This is a genomic window from Flavobacteriaceae bacterium, from assembly GCA_003443635.1.
Taxonomy (GTDB): Bacteria; Bacteroidota; Bacteroidia; order Flavobacteriales; family Flavobacteriaceae; genus AU392.
The window spans coordinates 3,284,115-3,303,103 of record CP031964.1 but is presented as its reverse complement, the minus strand read 5'-3'; the positions used below and the strand labels follow the sequence as shown (position 1 = coordinate 3,303,103).

The window sequence follows — 18,989 nt, the reverse complement described above, 5'->3', positions numbered from 1 at the left end:
ATTAACTAGACTTCATTTTTTAAAGAAGCGCCCTTTCCATTTATAATCTAAAAACACAGTCAGAATTACCACTAATACACTAAAAAAAGGATACAAAATAGCACTTATTGGGTAGGCAATTAAATAAGGAATTTGCTTAAATAGTTTTGCAGATTTATAGATGAAAATATAATCTATTATAAATTTTATGGCAAGCATATAAGCAAGCATAAACCAATTTAAGATCCCGACAATAGAAAAACACAAACCGATTATAACAACTCCATTCATTAAAAATATGAGTAATCCAACAAGTTTTCCAAAAACATTATGATATGCCGAAGTTTTTGCAGCCCAACGCATACGCTGATATAATAAAGATTTAAAATCAGGCTGAGGTATTGTACTTACTATAGCATCTGTAGATTTTAAATATAATACATCGTTAGGATGCTTAGTAATTGCTTTTTCCATTAAAAAAATATCGTCACCACTTGCAATTTTTGTATTCCCTTCAAATCCATTAAGATTTGTAAATAATTCTTTCTGATAAATAAAATTAGCACCATTACATAAAAAAGGACGCTTAAGTCCAAAACTACCAATAGTAGCACTTTGTAGACTTAAAAAATCTAAAGCTTGAAATAATTTTAAAAATGAATTATTAGAATTATATATAACAGGAGCAATAATCATTTTTGGAGATTGTTGCTGTATAAAATTATCTACGGTTTTTAACCATTGTGAAGAAAACTCACAATCGGCATCTGTAGTAATAATCCAACTGTATTTTGCAATGGAAACAGCCGTAGTAATAGCATCTTTTTTAGGAGCATTACTAAGCCTTTTATTTTTTAAAATAGTAATGTTTAATTTGGGATTCTCTTTTTTAAAATGCTCAATAATTTCGACAGAATTGTCAGTAGAATTATCATTAATTAATAAAATTTCAAAATCCTCTTTAGGATATTGTAAATGATTAAGTGAAACCAATAAATTTTGTAAAACTGCAGCCTCATTTCTAAACGGAATAATTATAGAGAAATAAGTTTTTGAATTAAAAGAACTAGTGGTAAATGGAGTTACCTTATTAAAGCCAACAATTAAACTTATAATTAGAAATAAATAGAAGAAAGTAACACCTGAAAATACAAAGAGCATAGCTTACTATTTTATATTAATAGCTTTGTTAAAAACCTTTGTAGACTTAAAGGTCAAAACAAAAAAGGTTCCGAAAACAGTTGGTAGAGCAAAATTTAATAGCCACATACAAGTAGTAATACTCAAGATAATAAATTCATTAACTCCTAAAAAACTAAACAGATATAAAGCAACACTCCCTTTTATAACTGCATCAAAAATAAAAATAGTAGGAATTATAGATGATAACAAATACATTGAACTAATAACAGTCATAGCTTCAAAATAAGTAATGTCTACTCCAAATAATATTAATAAATAATAATATTGAAAAGAAAAAATAAGATATCTAAATATGGATAGTATCTCATTTTTTAAATGAATAGCTTTTTTTATAGATGTTGTAAACGTTATAATTTTAGATAAAAATACGCCTTTAACCTGAAGTGATTTTCGAATAAAAAACATCAAAATACCAATTACAATAATACTGCTAATACATATAAAAATGTTTTGATTTGAAATTGCTATATCATATTTGGAAATAAATAATAATAAACCTACAATTCCAAAAACAATAGTCGTTCCCATTTGTGCTAAACTCCCAATTAAATTAAGTAATAATATGCGTTTCCTGAGTGATTGTTTATAATACATCGCTTTTACACCATAATCACCTATTCGGTTTGGTGTAAAAATAGCTGCAGTATGAGCCGCTAAAGTTTGTTTAAATGCTTCAGAAAACGAAATAAACTTAAAAGAAGTGATTAAATTTTGCCATTTTAAAATCTCTAAAAACCAATTAAAACTAGTTAAAATCAATAAAAAAAGAGCATTTTTAAGCGAAAACATATCATTTCTAATTAAAAACTGACTAACATCATAAAAACTTAAATCTTCATTATTATATAATTTTTGATAAATAAAATAGCATGCACCAATTACAATGCTTACTTTAATAAGCGTAAAAAAGAATTGCTTAGTTTTGTGAGACCAACCAGTAAACATATAATCTAGCCTTAGATTTTGAAGGCTTTACAAAGTAAGATTATTATTGTGTATATAGCAATTAATTAATGAATAAGGAGCGAATTATATTAGGAATAGATCCAGGAACAACTATTATGGGTTTTGGACTTATAAAAGTGGTGAGTAAGCAAATGCAATTCATTCAACTTAACGAACTCAATTTATCAAAATATAGTGATCATTACCTAAAGTTAAAACTCATTTTTGAGCGCACTATTGAGCTAATCGATACACATCACCCAGACGAAATTGCTATTGAGGCGCCTTTTTTTGGTAAAAATGTACAGAGTATGTTAAAGTTAGGGCGAGCACAAGGTGTAGCAATGGCAGCAGGCTTATCCAGACAAATTCCAATTACAGAATATCTGCCTAAAAAAATTAAAATGGCCATTACTGGAAACGGGAATGCAAGTAAAGAACAAGTTGCCAAGATGCTTCAAAGTTTATTAGGATTAAAAACATTGCCAAAAAACTTAGATGCTACAGATGGGTTAGCAGCCGCGGTATGTCATTTTTATAATTCAGGAAAAGTTACTATTGGTAAAAGTTATACAGGCTGGGAGAGTTTTGTAAAACAAAATGAAAAACGAATTAAGAAATAGTAACTCATTAATTTAAATTTTTAAGCCATCTCAGGAATTTATATTCATATCCCGTTTTGTAAACAAGCATGCCATTATTGCGATTTTCATTTTTCGACATCCCTAAAAAAGAAAGATGAATTAATTCAAGCTTTGGTGAAAGAACTTGAATTACGTAAAGATGAGCTAAAAAATGAAATTGTAGAAACTATATATTTTGGTGGCGGAACACCAAGTGTATTATCGATTGATGAATTGCAATTATTGATTGATAATATCTATAAAAATTATACTGTCATCCATAAACCTGAAATTACTTTAGAAGCAAATCCTGATGACTTAACTACTAAACAAATACACAATTTATCAAATACGCCTATTAATAGATTGAGTATTGGGATACAATCGTTTTTTGAAGATGATTTGAAAAGTATGAATAGAGCACATAATGCTCAAGAAGCAAAACAATGTTTAGAGTTAACAACACAATTTTTTGATAATATAACAATCGATTTGATTTATGGTATTCCTAATATGAGTTTAGAAAAATGGAATGAGAATTTGCACACGGCTTTTAGTTTTGGAGTTAATCATATCTCCAGTTATGCTTTAACCGTAGAACCTAAAACAGCATTAGATCGCTTTATTAAAAAAGGTGAATACCCACAAATGGATGAAGATCTAGCATTAGCGCATTTTAATCATTTAGTTAAAGCAACCGAAGAAAAAGAGTTTATACATTACGAAATTTCAAATTTTGGAAAACCTGATTACTTATCACGACATAATACATCATATTGGCAAGGGAAAGAGTATTTAGGTATTGGTCCTTCTGCACATTCATTTAATGGTAAGCAACGCAGTTGGAATATAGCTAACAATACAAAATATATTCAGTCCATTCAGAAAAATAATTTACCCCTTACTATAGAAACCTTGTCAAATAATGATCGTTATAACGAATATATAATGACAGGATTGCGAACTATTTGGGGGATATCTTTAGAAAAAGTTGAATCAAATTTTGGATTAGATTTAAAAACTCATTTACTGGTTTCAGCTGAAATATTTATACAGCAAGGTTTATTGAAAATTTCAAACTCACAAGTATTAACTACTACTAAAAAAGGGAAATTTTTAGCAGACGGAATCGCTTCAGAATTGTTTAAGATTTAATTATCTTTGGAATATGCAGGCTACCATCGAATACAACAAAAAAGAATACCATATTGATTTATCTAAACCTATAGATATTTCTATGACTTTAAAACGCTCTAAAGATAATGTGAGTGCTTGGTATGTAGGGAAGCCAAAAATTAAACCTATACGAATAGGAAGTTGGGTAGGGAAAGTTAAAAAAGGAGCTGCTGTTAATTTTAATTCTATAAAATTTAGCCCACACTCTCACGGAACACATACAGAATGTGTAGGACATATTACAAAAGAGTTTTATTCTGTAAATGATAGTTTAAAACAATTTGTTTTCTTTGCAGAACTAGTTACCATTGCTCCTGGAAAACTAAAAAATGATTTTGTAATTACTAAAAAACAATTGGAATTAGCTTTAAAAAACAATCATCATCCAGAAGCTATTATTATTCGAACGCTCCCAAATACTGAAGATAAACTTAAGCGTCAGTATTCTAACACCAATCCACCTTATTTATTAGAAGAAGCTGTAATATATTTAAAAGAATTAGGAATAAAACACTTACTAATTGACTTGCCTAGTATAGATAAAGAAAAAGATGATGGTAAACTTTTGGCGCATAATGCTTTTTGGAATACTGCAGGAAAAATTAGGTTTGAAGCTACAATTACAGAATTTATTTTTGTGTCAAATACGATAAAAGACGGAACTTATATATTGAATTTACAAATAGCACCTTTTCATAATGATGCAAGCCCTAGTAAACCAATTTTATATGGCATAATCGAAAAAACATAGTTTATGACTATTGAAGCGTTAAGGGATTATTGTTTAAAAAAACAGAAAGTTACAGAAGAACTTCCTTTTGATAATGACACTTTGGTTTTTAAAGTCATGAACAAAATGTTTATACTAATCCCTTTAGACCGCTGGGAAAGAAATCAAGAAATTGTTGTTTTAAAATTTGACCCTCAATGGGCATTAGAACTCAGAGAATCGTATGATGGTATACATGGTGGATTTCAAATGGGAAGAAAAGCTGATGCAAAATTTGTTAATACAAAACATTGGAATACAGTTGAGAATAATAAAGATGTATCTAATCAATTTTTATTACAATTAATAGATCATTCTTATGATATGGTTGTTAAAGGAATGCCTAAAAAAATAAGAGAAGCTTTAAATAAATAAACATTTTTATTAGTTAATCACATTATTTTTTTTGAATGCTTTTGGACTAATTCGTTTAAAAGATTTAAATTGCCTGTTGAAATTAGAAATATTATTAAAACCTGATTTATCTGCAATCTCAGATATAGTATAATCTTCGTTAGCCAAAAGTAGTTTGCAAGCACTCTCAATTTTTAATTCGTTTAAAAACCTAAAATAAGTTTTATTGGTTCGCTTTTTAAAATACTTACAAAAAGCATTTTTTGTCATGGCGGCTATTGTTGCAATTTTATCAAGTGTGATGTCTTTGTGAAAATTGTTCATGGTATACTCCATTACGTCACGCATGCGCTTGCCCTCAAGATCATTGTATTTTTTTTCGTAAATGAATGACGATAAACTTTTGTAAGACTGTTTAGAAACTATTTTTAAGATTTCTAAAAGCAAAATAAATTGAGCTAGCTTTGATGCACTTTTAAGTTTTAAAAATAAGTTATTCAAGTCTTTCTTAGGAGTACTAATTTTAAAACCGTGAGAAGCTCTTTTAAAAAAAGGAAGCAATTCTTTTAATTCCTCTAACTTAAAAAAATCATTTCCAAAAGCATCTTCTGTAAAAAATAAAGTAAGCATATGTGACTTCTTTTCTTTTTTAAGATCACTTTTAAAAACATGAGGCAAATTACTACCTATAACTAAAACATCTCCTGCCTTATAATAATTAATAGTATCTCCAACTATTAATGTGCCTTCTCCTTCAACAATTAAACTGATCTGAATCTCCTCATGCTGATGAAACTTATCATAAAATACAAGTTCATGATCCTCTTGATATACAAGAGCAGCTTGTTCGGGCTTTGGGATTATAAAAGGTAATACTTTCATCTATCTAATCTGTAAATAATCTCCTATACTAATATTCCAACAATAAAAATAAGAATTATAAAATTACGCAAATACTATTCATAAATAATGTTAAAATTAATATATAAGATAATATAGTACATATAATGGATAAAAAGAGATTATCAAAATTAAGACATCTAGAAGTAACTTTACAAAAAAATATAAAGATGAGTTTACAATGGAATGGCGTAATGCCAGCCGTGTTTACATGGCTAAAAGAGTCACAATCAGGTACCGTTGAAATTGACCTTGAAAAAACAAAAGAATACGCTGCAGGTATTTTAAAAGTTCAAGGATTGGGCGGAAGCAGAATGAGCGGATTGGTCGGTTCTGGTACGCTAGGTGAGAATAGCTATCTAAGCTCTGAGCAACGCGTTTCTTTGCTTAAATCCCTTTCTGAGGTTGCTAAAGAATATAATGTTCCATTAATCAGTGGAGCAGCAGCAGAAACGAAAGAAGAACTAGCTACAATCGTTGAAGGATTAGCGGCGGCTGGTGTTGATACCGTTATGGTAATGCCTCCAAAAACTAAGGCGCTTCCTTCTGACGAAGAAATGTATGCGTACTACGAGCTTGCTGAAGCTACTGCAAGAGCTGCAGGTGTAACTATTATGCCTTACAACAATCCTGATGCAGCTGGTTACCATGCGCTCTCAACTGAGCTTCTTCTAAAGCTTGCTACTCTTCCTAATGTAACTGCGCTAAAAATATCGACCATAGATGTTTCTATTATTGAAACGATGATGTTAGCGAACAAAGATTTAAAAGTTTTGGCAGGTGTCGACACCGTAACGGTACATGCAGGACTAGCCGGAGCATGTGGTGGAATTACAGGTGTAGGTTGTATCTTCCCTAAAGCTAGTGTTACGATGCAGGAGTATGTTTTAAATGAAGAATGGGCCGAGGCGAACAAAATTTCTCAAGCTATGAATTCTATATCGTATCTGGATGCTCAGCCGTTGCTTCTAGAATATCTTAAGTTTGCTTTTGGAATTCATCATAATGATGCCGATGGCGGGCTTCGTACCTTTGGTAAGAAATTAACGCAACAGCAAATTGATGATGTCCGTGCAAGATATATCCTGGCAAAAGAAAGACTTGAAACTCTGGACTTAATAGGTTAAGCCTTTCAAATTATTAAAAAAGAAATAGCTTACAAACAAGTAAATTTGAAAAAAACATTTAAAAAATAAGTAAAGGATGATTACAGGAAAAAATTATATCGGAAATCAACTTAAAGCTGAAGGAACAGAAACATATAAGACATTTAACCCTCAGTTAAATATTGAGAATGTAACAACTTTTGTAGAAGCTACATCTGATGAAATAGATCAAGCTGCAGTTTTAGCATCGAAAGCATTTAAAGAGTACCAGGAATTATCCGGACAAAAGAAAGCAGAATTTTTAAATGCAATCGCTGATGAAATAGAAGCTTTAGGGGATGTATTGATAGAGACGTATACTTCTGAAAGCGGTTTGCCGGCAGGCAGAGCACAAGGGGAAAGAGGGAGAACCGTAGGTCAGCTGAGAGCATTTGCAGCACATATTACAGAAGGATCCTGGGTAGGAGCCAGTATAGATACTGCTCAACCAGAACGCCAGCCTTTACCAAAGGCAGATTTACGAAAAATGTTAATCCCGTTAGGACCAGTGGTAGTATTTGGAGCATCTAATTTTCCATTAGCATTTTCAACTGCAGGAGGTGATACGGCAGCTGCTTTGGCTGCAGGATGTCCGGTTATTGTAAAATCACACCCTATGCATGCTGGAACAGGAGAATTAGTAGCATCAGCAATAATAAAAGCTGCTGAGAAAACAGGAATGCCTAATGGGGTATTTTCTAATATAAACAGTAGTGGCATTGAAGTTGGTCAAAAATTAGTACAGAATCCGGAAGTTAAAGGCGTAGGATTTACAGGAAGTATTAGAGGGGGTAGAGCATTGTTTGATTTGGCATCACAACGTCCGGAGCCCATTCCCGTTTTTGCAGAGATGGGAAGTATAAACCCTGTAGTTTTATTACCCGAAGCCTTAAAAGAAAAAGGATCTGATTGGGCAAAAATATATGCCGGATCAATTACATTAGGATCAGGTCAGTTTTGCACCAATCCAGGATTGTTATTAGGAGTTAGAAGTGATGAATTAACAGCATTCATAGCAGAATTGGGAGAAGAAATATCAAAGATAGAGCCCACATGCATGTTACACCCTAATATAAATAATGCATATCAAACCAATAAAGCAAAAACAATTGTGCAGCCTGAATTAGATGTAATAGCAGATTATGATACTGCAGTACAATCCAATTATGCACAGCAAGCCGTGACCAAAGTAAAAGGTTCGGATTTTATTGCCAATAAAGCATTACATCAGGAGGTATTTGGACCATTTTCATTGGTTGTGGAATGTAATGATGAAACTCAGTTAGAAGAAGTGATAAATCACTTGGAAGGCCAATTAACAGGGACTGTTATAGGTAATGGTGATGATATTAATGCTAATAGAACTATTATTTCTGCTTTACAAAACAGGGTAGGACGTATTATTTTTAATGGAGTGCCAACAGGGGTAGAAGTATGTCCGTCGATGCAACATGGAGGTCCATATCCGGCATCAACAGATTCCAGATTTACAGCTGTAGGGGTAGATTCAATAAAGCGTTGGGTACGGCCATTTAGTTATCAAAATTGGCCAAATGAATTATTACCTGATGCACTTAAAAATGAAAACCCATTACATATTTTAAGACTAGTAGATAATACAGAAACAAGAGGTAAAATTTAAAATTGGTTGTGATGAATTGTATAAAATCTATTTTTGTTTTTTTAGTAATTCTAACCTTTGGATGTTCACAGAAGGAAATAAACGATTCATCACAATTATTAAAAACTATAATTGAAGATTATCAAAATCATAAAGGATATGATGAGACGAAATACCCTTTAGGTCTTTTTACCAAAACCTATTATCAAGCCGAAGCAGAATATTCAAAATCTAAACTTGAAGAACTATCAAAAATTAATGGAGATAATTTAAATGAAATCGATAAAATCTCTTTAGAACTATTAGAATTTGTTTTAAAAGATGAAATAAGTTTTTATGAGTTAGAAAGATATCTAAACCCAATACTTTCTGATGCCGGATTTCATAGTAATTTAACTTACCAGGTACGACCTTTAAATAATTATACACAAGTTGTAGATTATCTTAATAAGCTAAATGCAATACCGGAGTTTGTAGATCAGCATTTTGTAATCTTAAGAGAAGGCCTGGAAAAAGGAGTATCACAGCCTAGAGTGATTTTTAAAGGTTATGAATCGACATATGATGACCATATTGTAGAGAATTACGAAGATAGTTTTTATTATTCTCCATTTAAAAGCTTACCCGAAAATTTAACAGAAACTCAAAAAGATTCTGTGCTTACAGTAGCAAAAAAAGCAATTGAAGAGAATGTTACTCCACAATTTAAACGTATAAAGGAGTTTTTTGAAACAGAATACTTTCCCAATACAAGAACCACTTTGGGAGCTTCAGATATGCCAAATGGAGAAGCTTTTTATCAAGACCGTATTAATTTTTATACAACAAGCACTCAATATACTGCTGATGATATCCATAATATAGGTTTGCGTGAAGTAGCGCGTATCAAAGCTGAAATGGAAAAGATCATTAAAAGACTGAATTTTAAAGGTGATTTTTCAGATTTTTTAAAATTCTTGCGTACCGATAAGCAATTTTATGCAGAAACTCCGAAAGAGTTATTGATGATTGCCAGAGATATGGCAAAACGAGCAGATGAACAATTGCCTCGATTTTTTAAAACATTGCCTCGTAAACCTTATGGAGTCGCTCCGGTACCTGATGCAATAGCTCCAAAATATACGGGAGGACGCTATATAGGAACTTCAAAAAACAGTACAGATCCTGGCTATTATTGGGTGAATACTTATGATCTACCCAGTAGAACATTATATACATTACCGTCATTAACGGTACATGAAGCTGTTCCAGGACACCATTTGCAAGGTAGTTTGAATAATGAACTTGGAGATAGCATTCCTGATTTCAGAAAAAACTTATACCTCTCAGCTTATGGAGAAGGATGGGGGTTATATACAGAATTCTTAGCTGAAGAAATGGGGATGTATACAACACCATATGAGCATTTTGGAAAATTTACTTATGAAATGTGGAGAGCATGTCGCCTGGTGGTGGATACAGGAATTCATGCAAAAGGATGGACAAGAGAACAGGTGGTAGATTTTATGTCATCGAATACGGCATTATCTATCCATGAAGTTAATACAGAGACTGATCGATATATCTCATGGCCAGGCCAGGCATTGTCATATAAAATAGGCGAGCTCAAAATTAGAGAGTTAAGAAAAAAAGCAAAAAAAGAACTAGGATCAAAATTTGATATTCGTGAATTTCATGAAGTTATTTTAGGACAAGGTACAGTAACGCTTTCAATTCTCGAAAATAGAATGAATGCATATATAGAGAAAAAGAAGAATGAGTAGAAAAACATTTTTTTGTGTTGATGCACATACTTGCGGTAATCCGGTAAGAGTTGTTGCCGGTGGCGGACCAAATTTAAAAGGTGCTGATATGAGTGAAAAGCGCCAACATTTTTTAAAAGAATACGATTGGATTCGTAAAGGCTTAATGTTTGAACCTCGGGGTCATGATATGATGAGTGGTTCTATTTTATATGAACCACATGACCCTGAAAATGATTTTGCAATACTATTTATAGAAACTTCAGGATGTTTACCCATGTGTGGACATGGTACTATAGGTACTATTACCATTGCCATAGAAGAAGGTTTGATAACACCTAAGACTCCCGGGAAAATTAGAATGGAAGCTCCGGCAGGATTGGTTCAGATTGAATATCAACAAACCGGGAAAAAAGTAGATTGGGTAAAATTGACCAATGTGAAAAGTTATTTAGCTGCCGAAGGGTTGACAGTAGACTGCCCTGAGTTAGGAGAGATAACATTTGATGTTGCTTACGGAGGCAATTATTATGCGATTGTAGATCCGCAAGAAAATTTTTCGGGAATGCATGATTTCACCGCAAGTAAAATTGTGCAATATTCTCAGGTAGTTAGAGATAGAATTAACCAAAAATACCCAGATATGTTTATTCATCCGGAAAATGAAACGATACGAGATGTGTCTCATATGCTATGGAGTGGAGATCCTATAGATCCAACATCTTCAGGAAGAAATGCTGTGTTTTACGGCGATAAAGCTATTGACCGCTCCCCTTGTGGAACAGGAACTTCAGCACGATTAGCACAATTATATGCGAAAGGAAAGCTTAAAGAAAAGGAAGATTATATTCATGAAAGTTTTATAGGGAGTAAATTTATTGGATGTGTGGAAGAAGTAACAACTTTGGATGGTAAAGTTGCTGTTATTCCAAGCATAAAAGGATGGGCTAAAATATACGGTTATAATAATATCATAATTGATGATGAAGATGATCCGTATGCTCATGGTTTTCAGGTAATTTAATAACATGAAATGAAAGAACAAATGAAGAAAATCTATAGCTTAATAGTTATAATGTGTTTAGGGATAATTTCCATTAAAGCACAAAATTTAACACAAGAAGATTATAAAAGAGCTGTGAGTTTTATGTTTAATAATTACAATAATAAAACAGCTTTTAATTTAAACACCAATGTAAATTGGTTTGATGACAATTCAGGGATTTGGTTTATTGATTATACAAAGGAAACTAAGACCTATAAAACAGTTGCTTTTAAAAATAGAAAAGTACAGTTGTTATTTGATCATCAAAAACTTGCAGATGCTTTAAGTAAAATTTCTAATACTCAAATTAAAGCAAATGATCTATCTCTTTCTAATATTGAAAAAGCAGAAAAGAATACAATTACGTTTAGAAGTAATAGAAAAAATTATACGTTAAATTTAAAAACGTATACTATTAAACTTAAAGAAGAGAATGAGAGAGAAGCTCAAAATCTTTTTGAAAGTAAATCACCTGACGGAAAATGGATAGCTTATGTGAAAGCATACAACTTGTATATAAAATCTACAGAAAATGAAGAAGAACATCAATTAACTTTTGATGGTAAAAGAGGTTATGAATATGCATCATGGTATGGATGGTATGATAAAATGGAAGGTGAAAACGGAGAGCGTCCAAAGCATTTTTTTGCAAACTGGTCAGAAGATTCTAAATGGATATCTACTAGTGTTGTAGACCTGCAAAATGCAGAAAAAATGTACTTATTAGATTGGAGTATAGATTCATTATACAAGCCAAAATTACTATCGTATTATCGAGGTTCACCAGGAGATAAAAACATGGTGCATACCCAACCTGTATTTTTTAATGTAGATACTAAAAAAGAAGTAAAAGCTAACCTTCCCAAGAACACTCATATTAATGCAGTAACGATACAGTCAACTGAAAAACCGGGAATAGTAATTGCAAATTATGCAGAAAGAGGATTTCAAAAAGAACATGTTTTAGAAGTGAATCTTAACACGAATACTAAAACGCCATTAATTTTAGAAACCAGTAATACAAATATTGATAATTTTGAATTTAGACAGATTGGAGGTACAGATAAAATTTTATTCTTGTCAGAAAGAAGTGGTTGGAGACAGATGTATGTTGTAAATACAAAAACTAAAGTAACGACTCCTGTAACCAATGGTGATTTTTATATAAATAGTATTGAATATATTGATGAAAAGAATGAAACTATTTATTTTTTAGCATCAGGAAAAGAAGTAGGAAATAATCCATATCACCAACAAGTATATAAGGTAAATTTAAAAGGAGAATTAACATTATTAACTCCAGAAAATACACACCATAATGTTGATTTTTCCGAAGATGGGCGTTATTTTGTAGACAATTATTCTACAATTAATATTCCAACACAAACAGTTTTAAGAGAATCAAAATCAGGTAAAATTATAGCAGAATTAACTACTGCAGATGTATCTGAAGCTATTTCAAAAGGCTGGAAGGCTCCAGAAGTATTTGAACTTACTGCCAAAGATGGAAAAACGACCATATATGGTGCAATTTGGAAGCCTACAAATTTTGACCCAACAAAATCATATCCAATTATAGATCATACTTATACGGGACCACATACTCAAATGTTTCCTAAATCGTTTGACAGAGGTTTTTTTAATCAATCATTAGCTGAATTAGGATTTATAGTAATGATGGCGGATGGTTTGGGAACTTCGGGACGTTCAAAAGAGTTTCATGACCATTCGTATAAAAATATGGGAAACAACCTGCAAGATCATATTTTAGCAATAAAGCATTTAGGAAATAAATACAGTTGGATAGATACAGATCGAGTTGGTATTTTTGGACATTCTGCTGGAGGATTTGATACAGGGCAAGCTCTGCTTAATTTCCCGGATTTTTATAAGGTAGGGGTGGCAAGTTCGGCAGATCACGATTTTAGAATGGAAAAAGCGTGGTGGCCAGAAATGTACATGGGTTGGCCAGTTGATGAGTCTTATCAAGAAGTATCGAGCATAACAAAGGCTAATCATTTAAAAGGGAAATTATTATTAGTTCATGGAGGCATAGACGATAATGTAAATCCATCAGCAACTTTTAAATTAGCCGAAGCATTGGTAAATGCAGATAAAGAATTTGACTTATTGATTCTCCCTAGCCAAAGGCATGGCTATCAAGGAAAACATAGAAGTTACTTTACAAAAAAGCGATGGAATTACTTTGTAGAACATTTAGGAGGCAATACTCCTATTTGGGATTTTAAATGGGAATAATTTGTGAATAAAAAAACAGTTATAATAGGTGGTGGAATTATAGGATTATGTTCTGCATATTACCTTCAAAAAGAAGGACACGAAGTTATTGTTATTGATAAATCTGATATTACTAAGGGCGCATCTTTTGTTAACGCAGGATACATTACGCCTAGCCATTTTGTTCCTTTAGCAGCTCCAGGAATGATTACAAAAGGCATAAAGTGGATGTTCGATTCGTCCAGTCCTTTTTATGTAAAACCTCGTTTAAATAAAGATTTTTTACAATGGTCTTGGGCTTTTAAAAAATCTGCTAAAAAACATAAAGTAGAAAAAGCAATTCCTGTGATAAAAGATATTAATCTTTTAGGTAGAGATTTATATGAATCATTAAAGGCATCAGATGAATTTGATTTTCACTTTGATCGTAAAGGATTATTAATGTATTATCAAACAGAAGAAGCTGGAGGAGAAGAATGGGAGGTTGGACAACGCGGAATCTCTGAAGGATTAAATGTAAAGCACTTAACCAAAAGAGAGGTCAAGAAATACGAACCCAATATTGATTTAAATATCAAAGGTGCTATTTATTACGATTCAGATGCTCACATGACCCCTCATGAGTTTATGGATAAAATGTATACATTTTTAAAATCTCAAGGCGTTACGTTTTTTACAAATGAAGAAGTGAAAGATATTAAAACAACAGGAGATGAAATTACTGAGATTAAAACTTCTGAAAGAACGTTAACTGCAGATGAGGTTGTGTTAGCAGCTGGTTCTTGGAGCTCTTTGCTTGCTAAAAAGTTAGATTTAAAAATCCCTATTCAAGCTGGAAAAGGTTATCGTATTAATGTCGAAAGACATACAGGGATCCAAACACCAGCGATATTAATTGAAGCAAAGGTTGCTGTAACCCCTATGAATGGTTTTACACGATTTGCAGGGACTATGGAAATAGGAGGTATTAACCACAATATTAATATAAATAGAGTTCGTGCCATTGCAAAAGCTTCTGAAGCTTATTATAAAGGATTAATAATTGAGCAATCTGAAATTGATATGGCAGATTGTGGATTAAGACCATGTTCTCCAGATGGTTTGCCATACATAGGTAGAACAGATACATATAAAAATTTAACAATAGCTTCTGGTCATGCAATGATGGGATGGAGTTTAGGACCCTCAACAGGAAAATTAGTTTCAGAAATTATTTCTAATAAAAAACCGTCATTAGATTTAAATCCATTCCATCCAAACAGAAAATTTTAATTACAAATGATTAATAAAAGGCTAGATAACCTTCGCGAGAGTATGTCTAAATATAATTTAGATGCTATTATCATTCCATCCACAGACCCTCATCAATCAGAATACGTCGCTGAGCATTGGAAAGTAAGAGAATACTTTTCTGGATTTACAGGGTCTGCAGGAATATTTGTTTTAACACATGATGAAGCGGCGCTATGGACAGATTCACGTTATTTTTTACAATTTGAAGATGAGTGTAAAGATTATAATATAAACTTACATAAACAATCAATTCCTCATGCTCCTGAGCATGTACAATGGCTATGCGACAATCTAAAAGAAAAAGCTGTTATAGGAGTGGATTTTTTGCAATTTTCTAAAGCTCAAATAGATTATATTAAGAATATTGCTAAATCTAAACATATCCAACTTGAAAATACAACAGCTTTGGCTAGCGAAATTTGGGCCAATAGACCTAATCTACCTAATTTTTTAGTTGACATTCATCCATTAGAATTTAGTGGAGAAACAACGATTTCTAAAGTAAAAAAAGTTCAAAACGAAATTTTAAACTCGAGAGCAGATTATTATTTATTTTCAAGCTTAGACGAAATTGCATGGCTATTTAACATTCGTTCTCAAGATATAGATTTTACACCTCTGGTAACTGCTTATGCTTTAGTAGGAAAAACACATACAAGGTTATTTTGTGATAGAAATAGATTTTCTTCTATTGCGATTGATACGTTTTTAAAACTTAATATTGAAATAGTTGACTATAGCATAGCAATTTCTGAATTAGAAAAGATAGAAGAAAATAAAAAGATTATTACAGATGCTTCTTCTTTAAATTATGCTGTTTATTCTAATGTTCAAAGTGAATTTGTATTTCAAAATTCGATTGTAAAAGAACTTAAAGCGATTAAAAACGATACAGAAATTGATGGAGCGAAACATTGTATGGTAAAAGATGGTGTAGCGCTTACTAAGTTTTTTATTTGGTTAGAAAAAGAACTTGAAAAGAGAACGATTTCAGAATATGAAATTGGCAGAAAACTGGAAGATTTTAGAAAGCAACAAGATCATTATACAGAAGAATCTTTTGCAGCTATTGTAGGTTATAAGGGTAATGGAGCAATTATACATTATACGGCACCTGAAAAAGGTTCTGCTATGGTTAAGAATGAAGGCATATTGTTAATTGATAGTGGAGCACAATATAAAGATGGAACTACAGATATTACACGTACGGTATGGTTGGGAGGCATTCCATCTGAACATTTAAAAACAGCATACACTTTGGTTTTAAAAGGGTATATAGAATTGGAGCAATTACAATTCCCTAAAGGAACCGTAGGCATGCAAATCGATGCTTTTGCACGATTGCACTTATGGAAACAAGGGTTAAATTACCCTCATGGTACAGGGCATGGCATAGGAAGTTTTGGAATGGTACATGAACCAGCTCAAGGCTTTGCATCAAGTATGACAACACATAGGGGGAATACAGAGCATTTACCAAATCAATTAACAACAATAGAACCTGGTTGTTATAAAAAGGATGCATTTGGTATTCGTATTGAAAATGTAGTGGTTTCATCAGTAAAACAACAAACAGAATTTGGCGAATTTATAGGTTATAGTCCAATTACTTTATTCCCAATAGATAGGCAATTAATTAATAAATCGTTATTATCAGATTCTGAAAAAAATTGGTTTAACTCTTATCATAAAATGGTATACAATCAATTATCTCCATTGTTAGATAATGAAGAAAAAGATTGGTTGAAAGTAATGTGTGAAAAATTATAAAATAAATAATAAGAATAAAGAATGGATACATTAGGAATAGGAGGTTCTAGTATAGAACAAGAGTTAGAAAAAATTAAACCAGTTGCACATTTAGTAAAACCTATTCAAAAAGAAGAATTTCAACAACGAATTGAAAAAGCTTCTACATTAATGAAAGCGCAAAATATTGCTGCTATGTATCTTCATGCAGGAACAAATTTATTCTATTTTACAGGTACTAAATGGAATGGTAGTGAACGTATGGTAGGTGCTTTAGTATTGCCAAATAAAGAAGTAGATTATATAGCACCACAATTTGAAGAAGGGACTATTTTAGATTTTATGGGTGTTAAAGGCGAGGTGCATTGCTGGGAAGAACATCAGAGCCCTTATGAGTTATTTGTTACGTTATTAGAAGAAAAAAATATAAATTCAGGAACCATTGGTATTGATGAATCCACACCTTTTTTTATCACTGACGGAATTAGTCAATATGCATCTGCTTATCAGTTAATTAATGCTAAAGACATCACAGCTGGTTGTAGAATGATAAAATCTGATGCAGAAATTGCTATTATGCAAGCTGCAATGGATATTACAATGGAAGTTCAGAAAGCAGCAGCAAGAATAATGAGAGTAGGTATTAGCTCAAAAGAAGTTGTCGACTTTATTCACCAAGCGCATATTAAATACGGAATTCCTTCCGGGTCATATTTTTGTATTGTACTGTTTGGAGTAGATTCTTCATTTCCTCATGGTGTGAAAACCCCTAAAAATTTAGAAGAAAATGAAATTGTTTTAGTAGATACAGGTTGTGTGCTCCATGATTATATTTCGGACATTACTCGTACTTATGTTTATGGGGAGATTAATGAAGAACAAAGAAATATATGGGATTTAGAAAAAGAAACACAGCAAGCAGCTTTTAATGCAGCTCAGTTAGGAAGCACATGTGCTTCTATTGATGTTGCATCTCGAAAAGTTTTAGAAGCAAATGGATTAGGTCCTGATTATAAATTACCGGGATTGCCTCATCGTACAGGGCACGGAATTGGTCTAAATATTCATGAATGGCCTTATATTGTTAGAAATGATAATACAATTTTAACTCCCGGAATGTGTTTTAGTAATGAACCGATGATATGCGTGCCTGATAAATTTGGTATTCGATTAGAAGATCACATTTATATGACTGAAAATGGGCCTAAATGGTTTACTGAACCAGCTTATACTATTGAGGATCCATTTGGAATTTCAAAAGATTGATTTTATTTTAAATCTAGACCTTTAATATTTAAACTCATATTGATGAGGTATTTTTTCATACCCACTTTTTCATAAGCTTTGATTGCTGAAGGATTGTTATCATAAACATCGAGACGAACTTCATAGATTTCTCTCGATTTACACCACTTTAATAATGCATCCATAATTAATTTATTATAGCCATTTCCGCGATGTTGTTCCGGGACAAACATAAACCCTAAATATCCTATTTTATCGTGCTTGAAATAATGCCTGTCTTCTTTAATTTTTGCGTAACCTGAAGCTACAATTTCGTTATTGAGTTCTACAACAAATACATCGGCATCATCATTTTTTATAAATAACGAAATATCGTAATAACTTATAGGATTTTCTTTAATATTAGAGTCCATTGGTCGCTCTGCCTCAATTAAACTTTGTTCAAACTCTAATAGAATTGGTAAATCTTTTAATGTCGCTTTTCTAACGATAGGAATCATTGTATCTAAAATATTAATTATGGATTTAGCTTGAAGTATCGGCAATAATTTTCCATTCACCGTTAATCTTTTTAAAAATAATCATAAAAATACCATTCGCATCGCCAACCTTTCGAGTAAGATGATACTCTCCCATTACAAAATAGACATCATTGTTAATTTTAGAAAGATCATTAATTTTAAAATTTAATGCCCCTGTATGATCTTTAGTTGGATATCTTTTTTTATAATTTGATAATGTTTTATTCCACCCATAAGTAAGGCCACTGCTACCATAAAATTTAAGAGAATCAGATTTCCAATACCCTTTCATAAAACCTTCAATATTATGGTTTGACCATGCTTTTTCTTGAGCCTTCATTATAGAAATAATTTTATCTTTATCCTGTTGCTCTGTAGATTGACTAAAACTAGAGATAGAAATAAATAAACAAAATAAGAATACTAGTGATTTCATAGCTT

17 protein-coding genes are annotated in these 18,989 nt (G+C 31.9%); 12 read left to right on the top strand and 5 right to left on the bottom strand.

Going from position 1 to position 18,989, the window contains the following annotated elements:
• Positions 1-12: 12 nt before the first annotated feature.
• Complete coding sequence (locus D1817_15130) at positions 13-1,140, bottom strand: glycosyltransferase (protein AXT21147.1); 1,128 nt, start codon at positions 1,138-1,140, stop codon at positions 13-15.
• A gap of 6 nt (positions 1,141-1,146) precedes the next feature.
• Positions 1,147-2,127, bottom strand: a complete 981-nt coding sequence (locus D1817_15125; GenBank protein AXT21146.1) for a hypothetical protein — start codon at positions 2,125-2,127, stop codon at positions 1,147-1,149.
• Positions 2,128-2,195: 68 nt separating this feature from the next.
• Here D1817_15125 and ruvC point away from each other — a divergent pair, with 68 nt between their 5' ends.
• Genes ruvC through D1817_15105 form a run of 4 tightly spaced genes read left to right on the top strand, consistent with a single transcriptional unit; the run spans position 2,196 to position 5,070 of the window.
• A complete protein-coding gene (ruvC, locus tag D1817_15120; protein AXT21145.1) occupies positions 2,196-2,750 on the top strand; it encodes a crossover junction endodeoxyribonuclease RuvC in 555 nt (184 codons plus the stop codon).
• 27 nt (positions 2,751-2,777) lie between these two features.
• Positions 2,778-3,905 (top strand): radical SAM family heme chaperone HemW, encoded by a 1,128-nt coding sequence (hemW, locus tag D1817_15115; protein ID AXT21144.1) that lies wholly within the window; start codon positions 2,778-2,780, stop codon positions 3,903-3,905.
• A gap of 13 nt (positions 3,906-3,918) precedes the next feature.
• Positions 3,919-4,677 carry a cyclase family protein gene (locus D1817_15110; GenBank protein ID AXT21143.1) on the top strand — a complete coding sequence of 253 codons (759 nt, stop codon included), beginning with the start codon at positions 3,919-3,921 and terminating at the stop codon, positions 4,675-4,677.
• Positions 4,678-4,680: 3 nt separating this feature from the next.
• On the top strand, positions 4,681-5,070 hold the full coding sequence (locus D1817_15105; GenBank protein AXT21142.1) for an MmcQ/YjbR family DNA-binding protein: 390 nt from the start codon (positions 4,681-4,683) through the stop codon (positions 5,068-5,070).
• Positions 5,071-5,079: 9 nt separating this feature from the next.
• Here the strand turns inward: D1817_15105 and D1817_15100 are convergent, their stop codons facing one another.
• Positions 5,080-5,931, bottom strand: coding sequence for an AraC family transcriptional regulator (locus D1817_15100; GenBank protein AXT21141.1), 852 nt, complete (start codon positions 5,929-5,931; stop codon positions 5,080-5,082).
• Positions 5,932-6,119: 188 nt separating this feature from the next.
• On the opposite strand from D1817_15100, the gene D1817_15095 reads away from it, so the two are divergent.
• The 8 genes from D1817_15095 (at position 6,120) to D1817_15060 (ending at position 18,048) form a co-directional block, all read left to right on the top strand.
• Complete coding sequence (locus D1817_15095; GenBank protein AXT21312.1) at positions 6,120-7,076, top strand: dihydrodipicolinate synthase family protein; 957 nt, start codon at positions 6,120-6,122, stop codon at positions 7,074-7,076.
• 76 nt (positions 7,077-7,152) lie between these two features.
• Positions 7,153-8,736 carry an aldehyde dehydrogenase (NADP(+)) gene (locus D1817_15090; GenBank protein ID AXT21140.1) on the top strand — a complete coding sequence of 528 codons (1,584 nt, stop codon included), beginning with the start codon at positions 7,153-7,155 and terminating at the stop codon, positions 8,734-8,736.
• Positions 8,737-8,747: 11 nt separating this feature from the next.
• Positions 8,748-10,478 (top strand): DUF885 domain-containing protein, encoded by a 1,731-nt coding sequence (locus D1817_15085; GenBank protein ID AXT21139.1) that lies wholly within the window; start codon positions 8,748-8,750, stop codon positions 10,476-10,478.
• Positions 10,471-11,481, top strand: coding sequence for a 4-hydroxyproline epimerase (locus D1817_15080; GenBank protein AXT21138.1), 1,011 nt, complete (start codon positions 10,471-10,473; stop codon positions 11,479-11,481). The genes D1817_15085 and D1817_15080 overlap by 8 nt, the downstream gene beginning before the upstream one ends.
• 51 nt (positions 11,482-11,532) lie before the next feature.
• Positions 11,533-13,761: a S9 family peptidase gene (locus tag D1817_15075; protein AXT21311.1), complete on the top strand. Its 2,229-nt coding sequence runs from the start codon at positions 11,533-11,535 to the stop codon at positions 13,759-13,761.
• Between the two features lie 3 nt (positions 13,762-13,764).
• Positions 13,765-15,012 carry an FAD-dependent oxidoreductase gene (locus D1817_15070; protein ID AXT21137.1) on the top strand — a complete coding sequence of 416 codons (1,248 nt, stop codon included), beginning with the start codon at positions 13,765-13,767 and terminating at the stop codon, positions 15,010-15,012.
• A 6-nt stretch (positions 15,013-15,018) separates the two neighbouring features.
• On the top strand, positions 15,019-16,803 hold the full coding sequence (locus tag D1817_15065) for an aminopeptidase P family protein (GenBank protein ID AXT21136.1): 1,785 nt from the start codon (positions 15,019-15,021) through the stop codon (positions 16,801-16,803).
• Positions 16,804-16,824: 21 nt separating this feature from the next.
• A complete protein-coding gene (locus D1817_15060; GenBank protein ID AXT21135.1) occupies positions 16,825-18,048 on the top strand; it encodes an aminopeptidase P family protein in 1,224 nt (407 codons plus the stop codon).
• A gap of 2 nt (positions 18,049-18,050) precedes the next feature.
• On the opposite strand, the gene D1817_15055 is transcribed toward D1817_15060, so the two are convergent.
• Both D1817_15055 and D1817_15050 read right to left on the bottom strand, forming a co-directional pair.
• Positions 18,051-18,527 carry a GNAT family N-acetyltransferase gene (locus D1817_15055; GenBank protein ID AXT21310.1) on the bottom strand — a complete coding sequence of 159 codons (477 nt, stop codon included), beginning with the start codon at positions 18,525-18,527 and terminating at the stop codon, positions 18,051-18,053.
• A 25-nt stretch (positions 18,528-18,552) separates the two neighbouring features.
• Positions 18,553-18,984 (bottom strand): nuclear transport factor 2 family protein, encoded by a 432-nt coding sequence (locus D1817_15050; GenBank protein AXT21134.1) that lies wholly within the window; start codon positions 18,982-18,984, stop codon positions 18,553-18,555.
• Positions 18,985-18,989: the final 5 nt, after the last annotated feature.

Coding starts and splice junctions, on each gene's coding strand:
- D1817_15055 (AXT21310.1), bottom strand. CDS start 18,527: ATGATTCCTATCGTTAGAAAAGCGACATTAAAAGATTTACCAATTCTA.
- D1817_15085 (AXT21139.1), top strand. CDS start 8,748: ATGAATTGTATAAAATCTATTTTTGTTTTTTTAGTAATTCTAACCTTT.
- D1817_15110 (AXT21143.1), top strand. CDS start 3,919: ATGCAGGCTACCATCGAATACAACAAAAAAGAATACCATATTGATTTA.
- D1817_15100 (AXT21141.1), bottom strand. CDS start 5,931: ATGAAAGTATTACCTTTTATAATCCCAAAGCCCGAACAAGCTGCTCTT.
- D1817_15090 (AXT21140.1), top strand. CDS start 7,153: ATGATTACAGGAAAAAATTATATCGGAAATCAACTTAAAGCTGAAGGA.
- D1817_15125 (AXT21146.1), bottom strand. CDS start 2,127: ATGTTTACTGGTTGGTCTCACAAAACTAAGCAATTCTTTTTTACGCTT.
- D1817_15095 (AXT21312.1), top strand. CDS start 6,120: ATGAGTTTACAATGGAATGGCGTAATGCCAGCCGTGTTTACATGGCTA.
- D1817_15065 (AXT21136.1), top strand. CDS start 15,019: ATGATTAATAAAAGGCTAGATAACCTTCGCGAGAGTATGTCTAAATAT.
- ruvC (AXT21145.1), top strand. CDS start 2,196: ATGAATAAGGAGCGAATTATATTAGGAATAGATCCAGGAACAACTATT.
- D1817_15130 (AXT21147.1), bottom strand. CDS start 1,140: ATGCTCTTTGTATTTTCAGGTGTTACTTTCTTCTATTTATTTCTAATT.
- D1817_15050 (AXT21134.1), bottom strand. CDS start 18,984: ATGAAATCACTAGTATTCTTATTTTGTTTATTTATTTCTATCTCTAGT.
- D1817_15060 (AXT21135.1), top strand. CDS start 16,825: ATGGATACATTAGGAATAGGAGGTTCTAGTATAGAACAAGAGTTAGAA.
- D1817_15075 (AXT21311.1), top strand. CDS start 11,533: ATGTGTTTAGGGATAATTTCCATTAAAGCACAAAATTTAACACAAGAA.
- D1817_15080 (AXT21138.1), top strand. CDS start 10,471: ATGAGTAGAAAAACATTTTTTTGTGTTGATGCACATACTTGCGGTAAT.
- D1817_15105 (AXT21142.1), top strand. CDS start 4,681: ATGACTATTGAAGCGTTAAGGGATTATTGTTTAAAAAAACAGAAAGTT.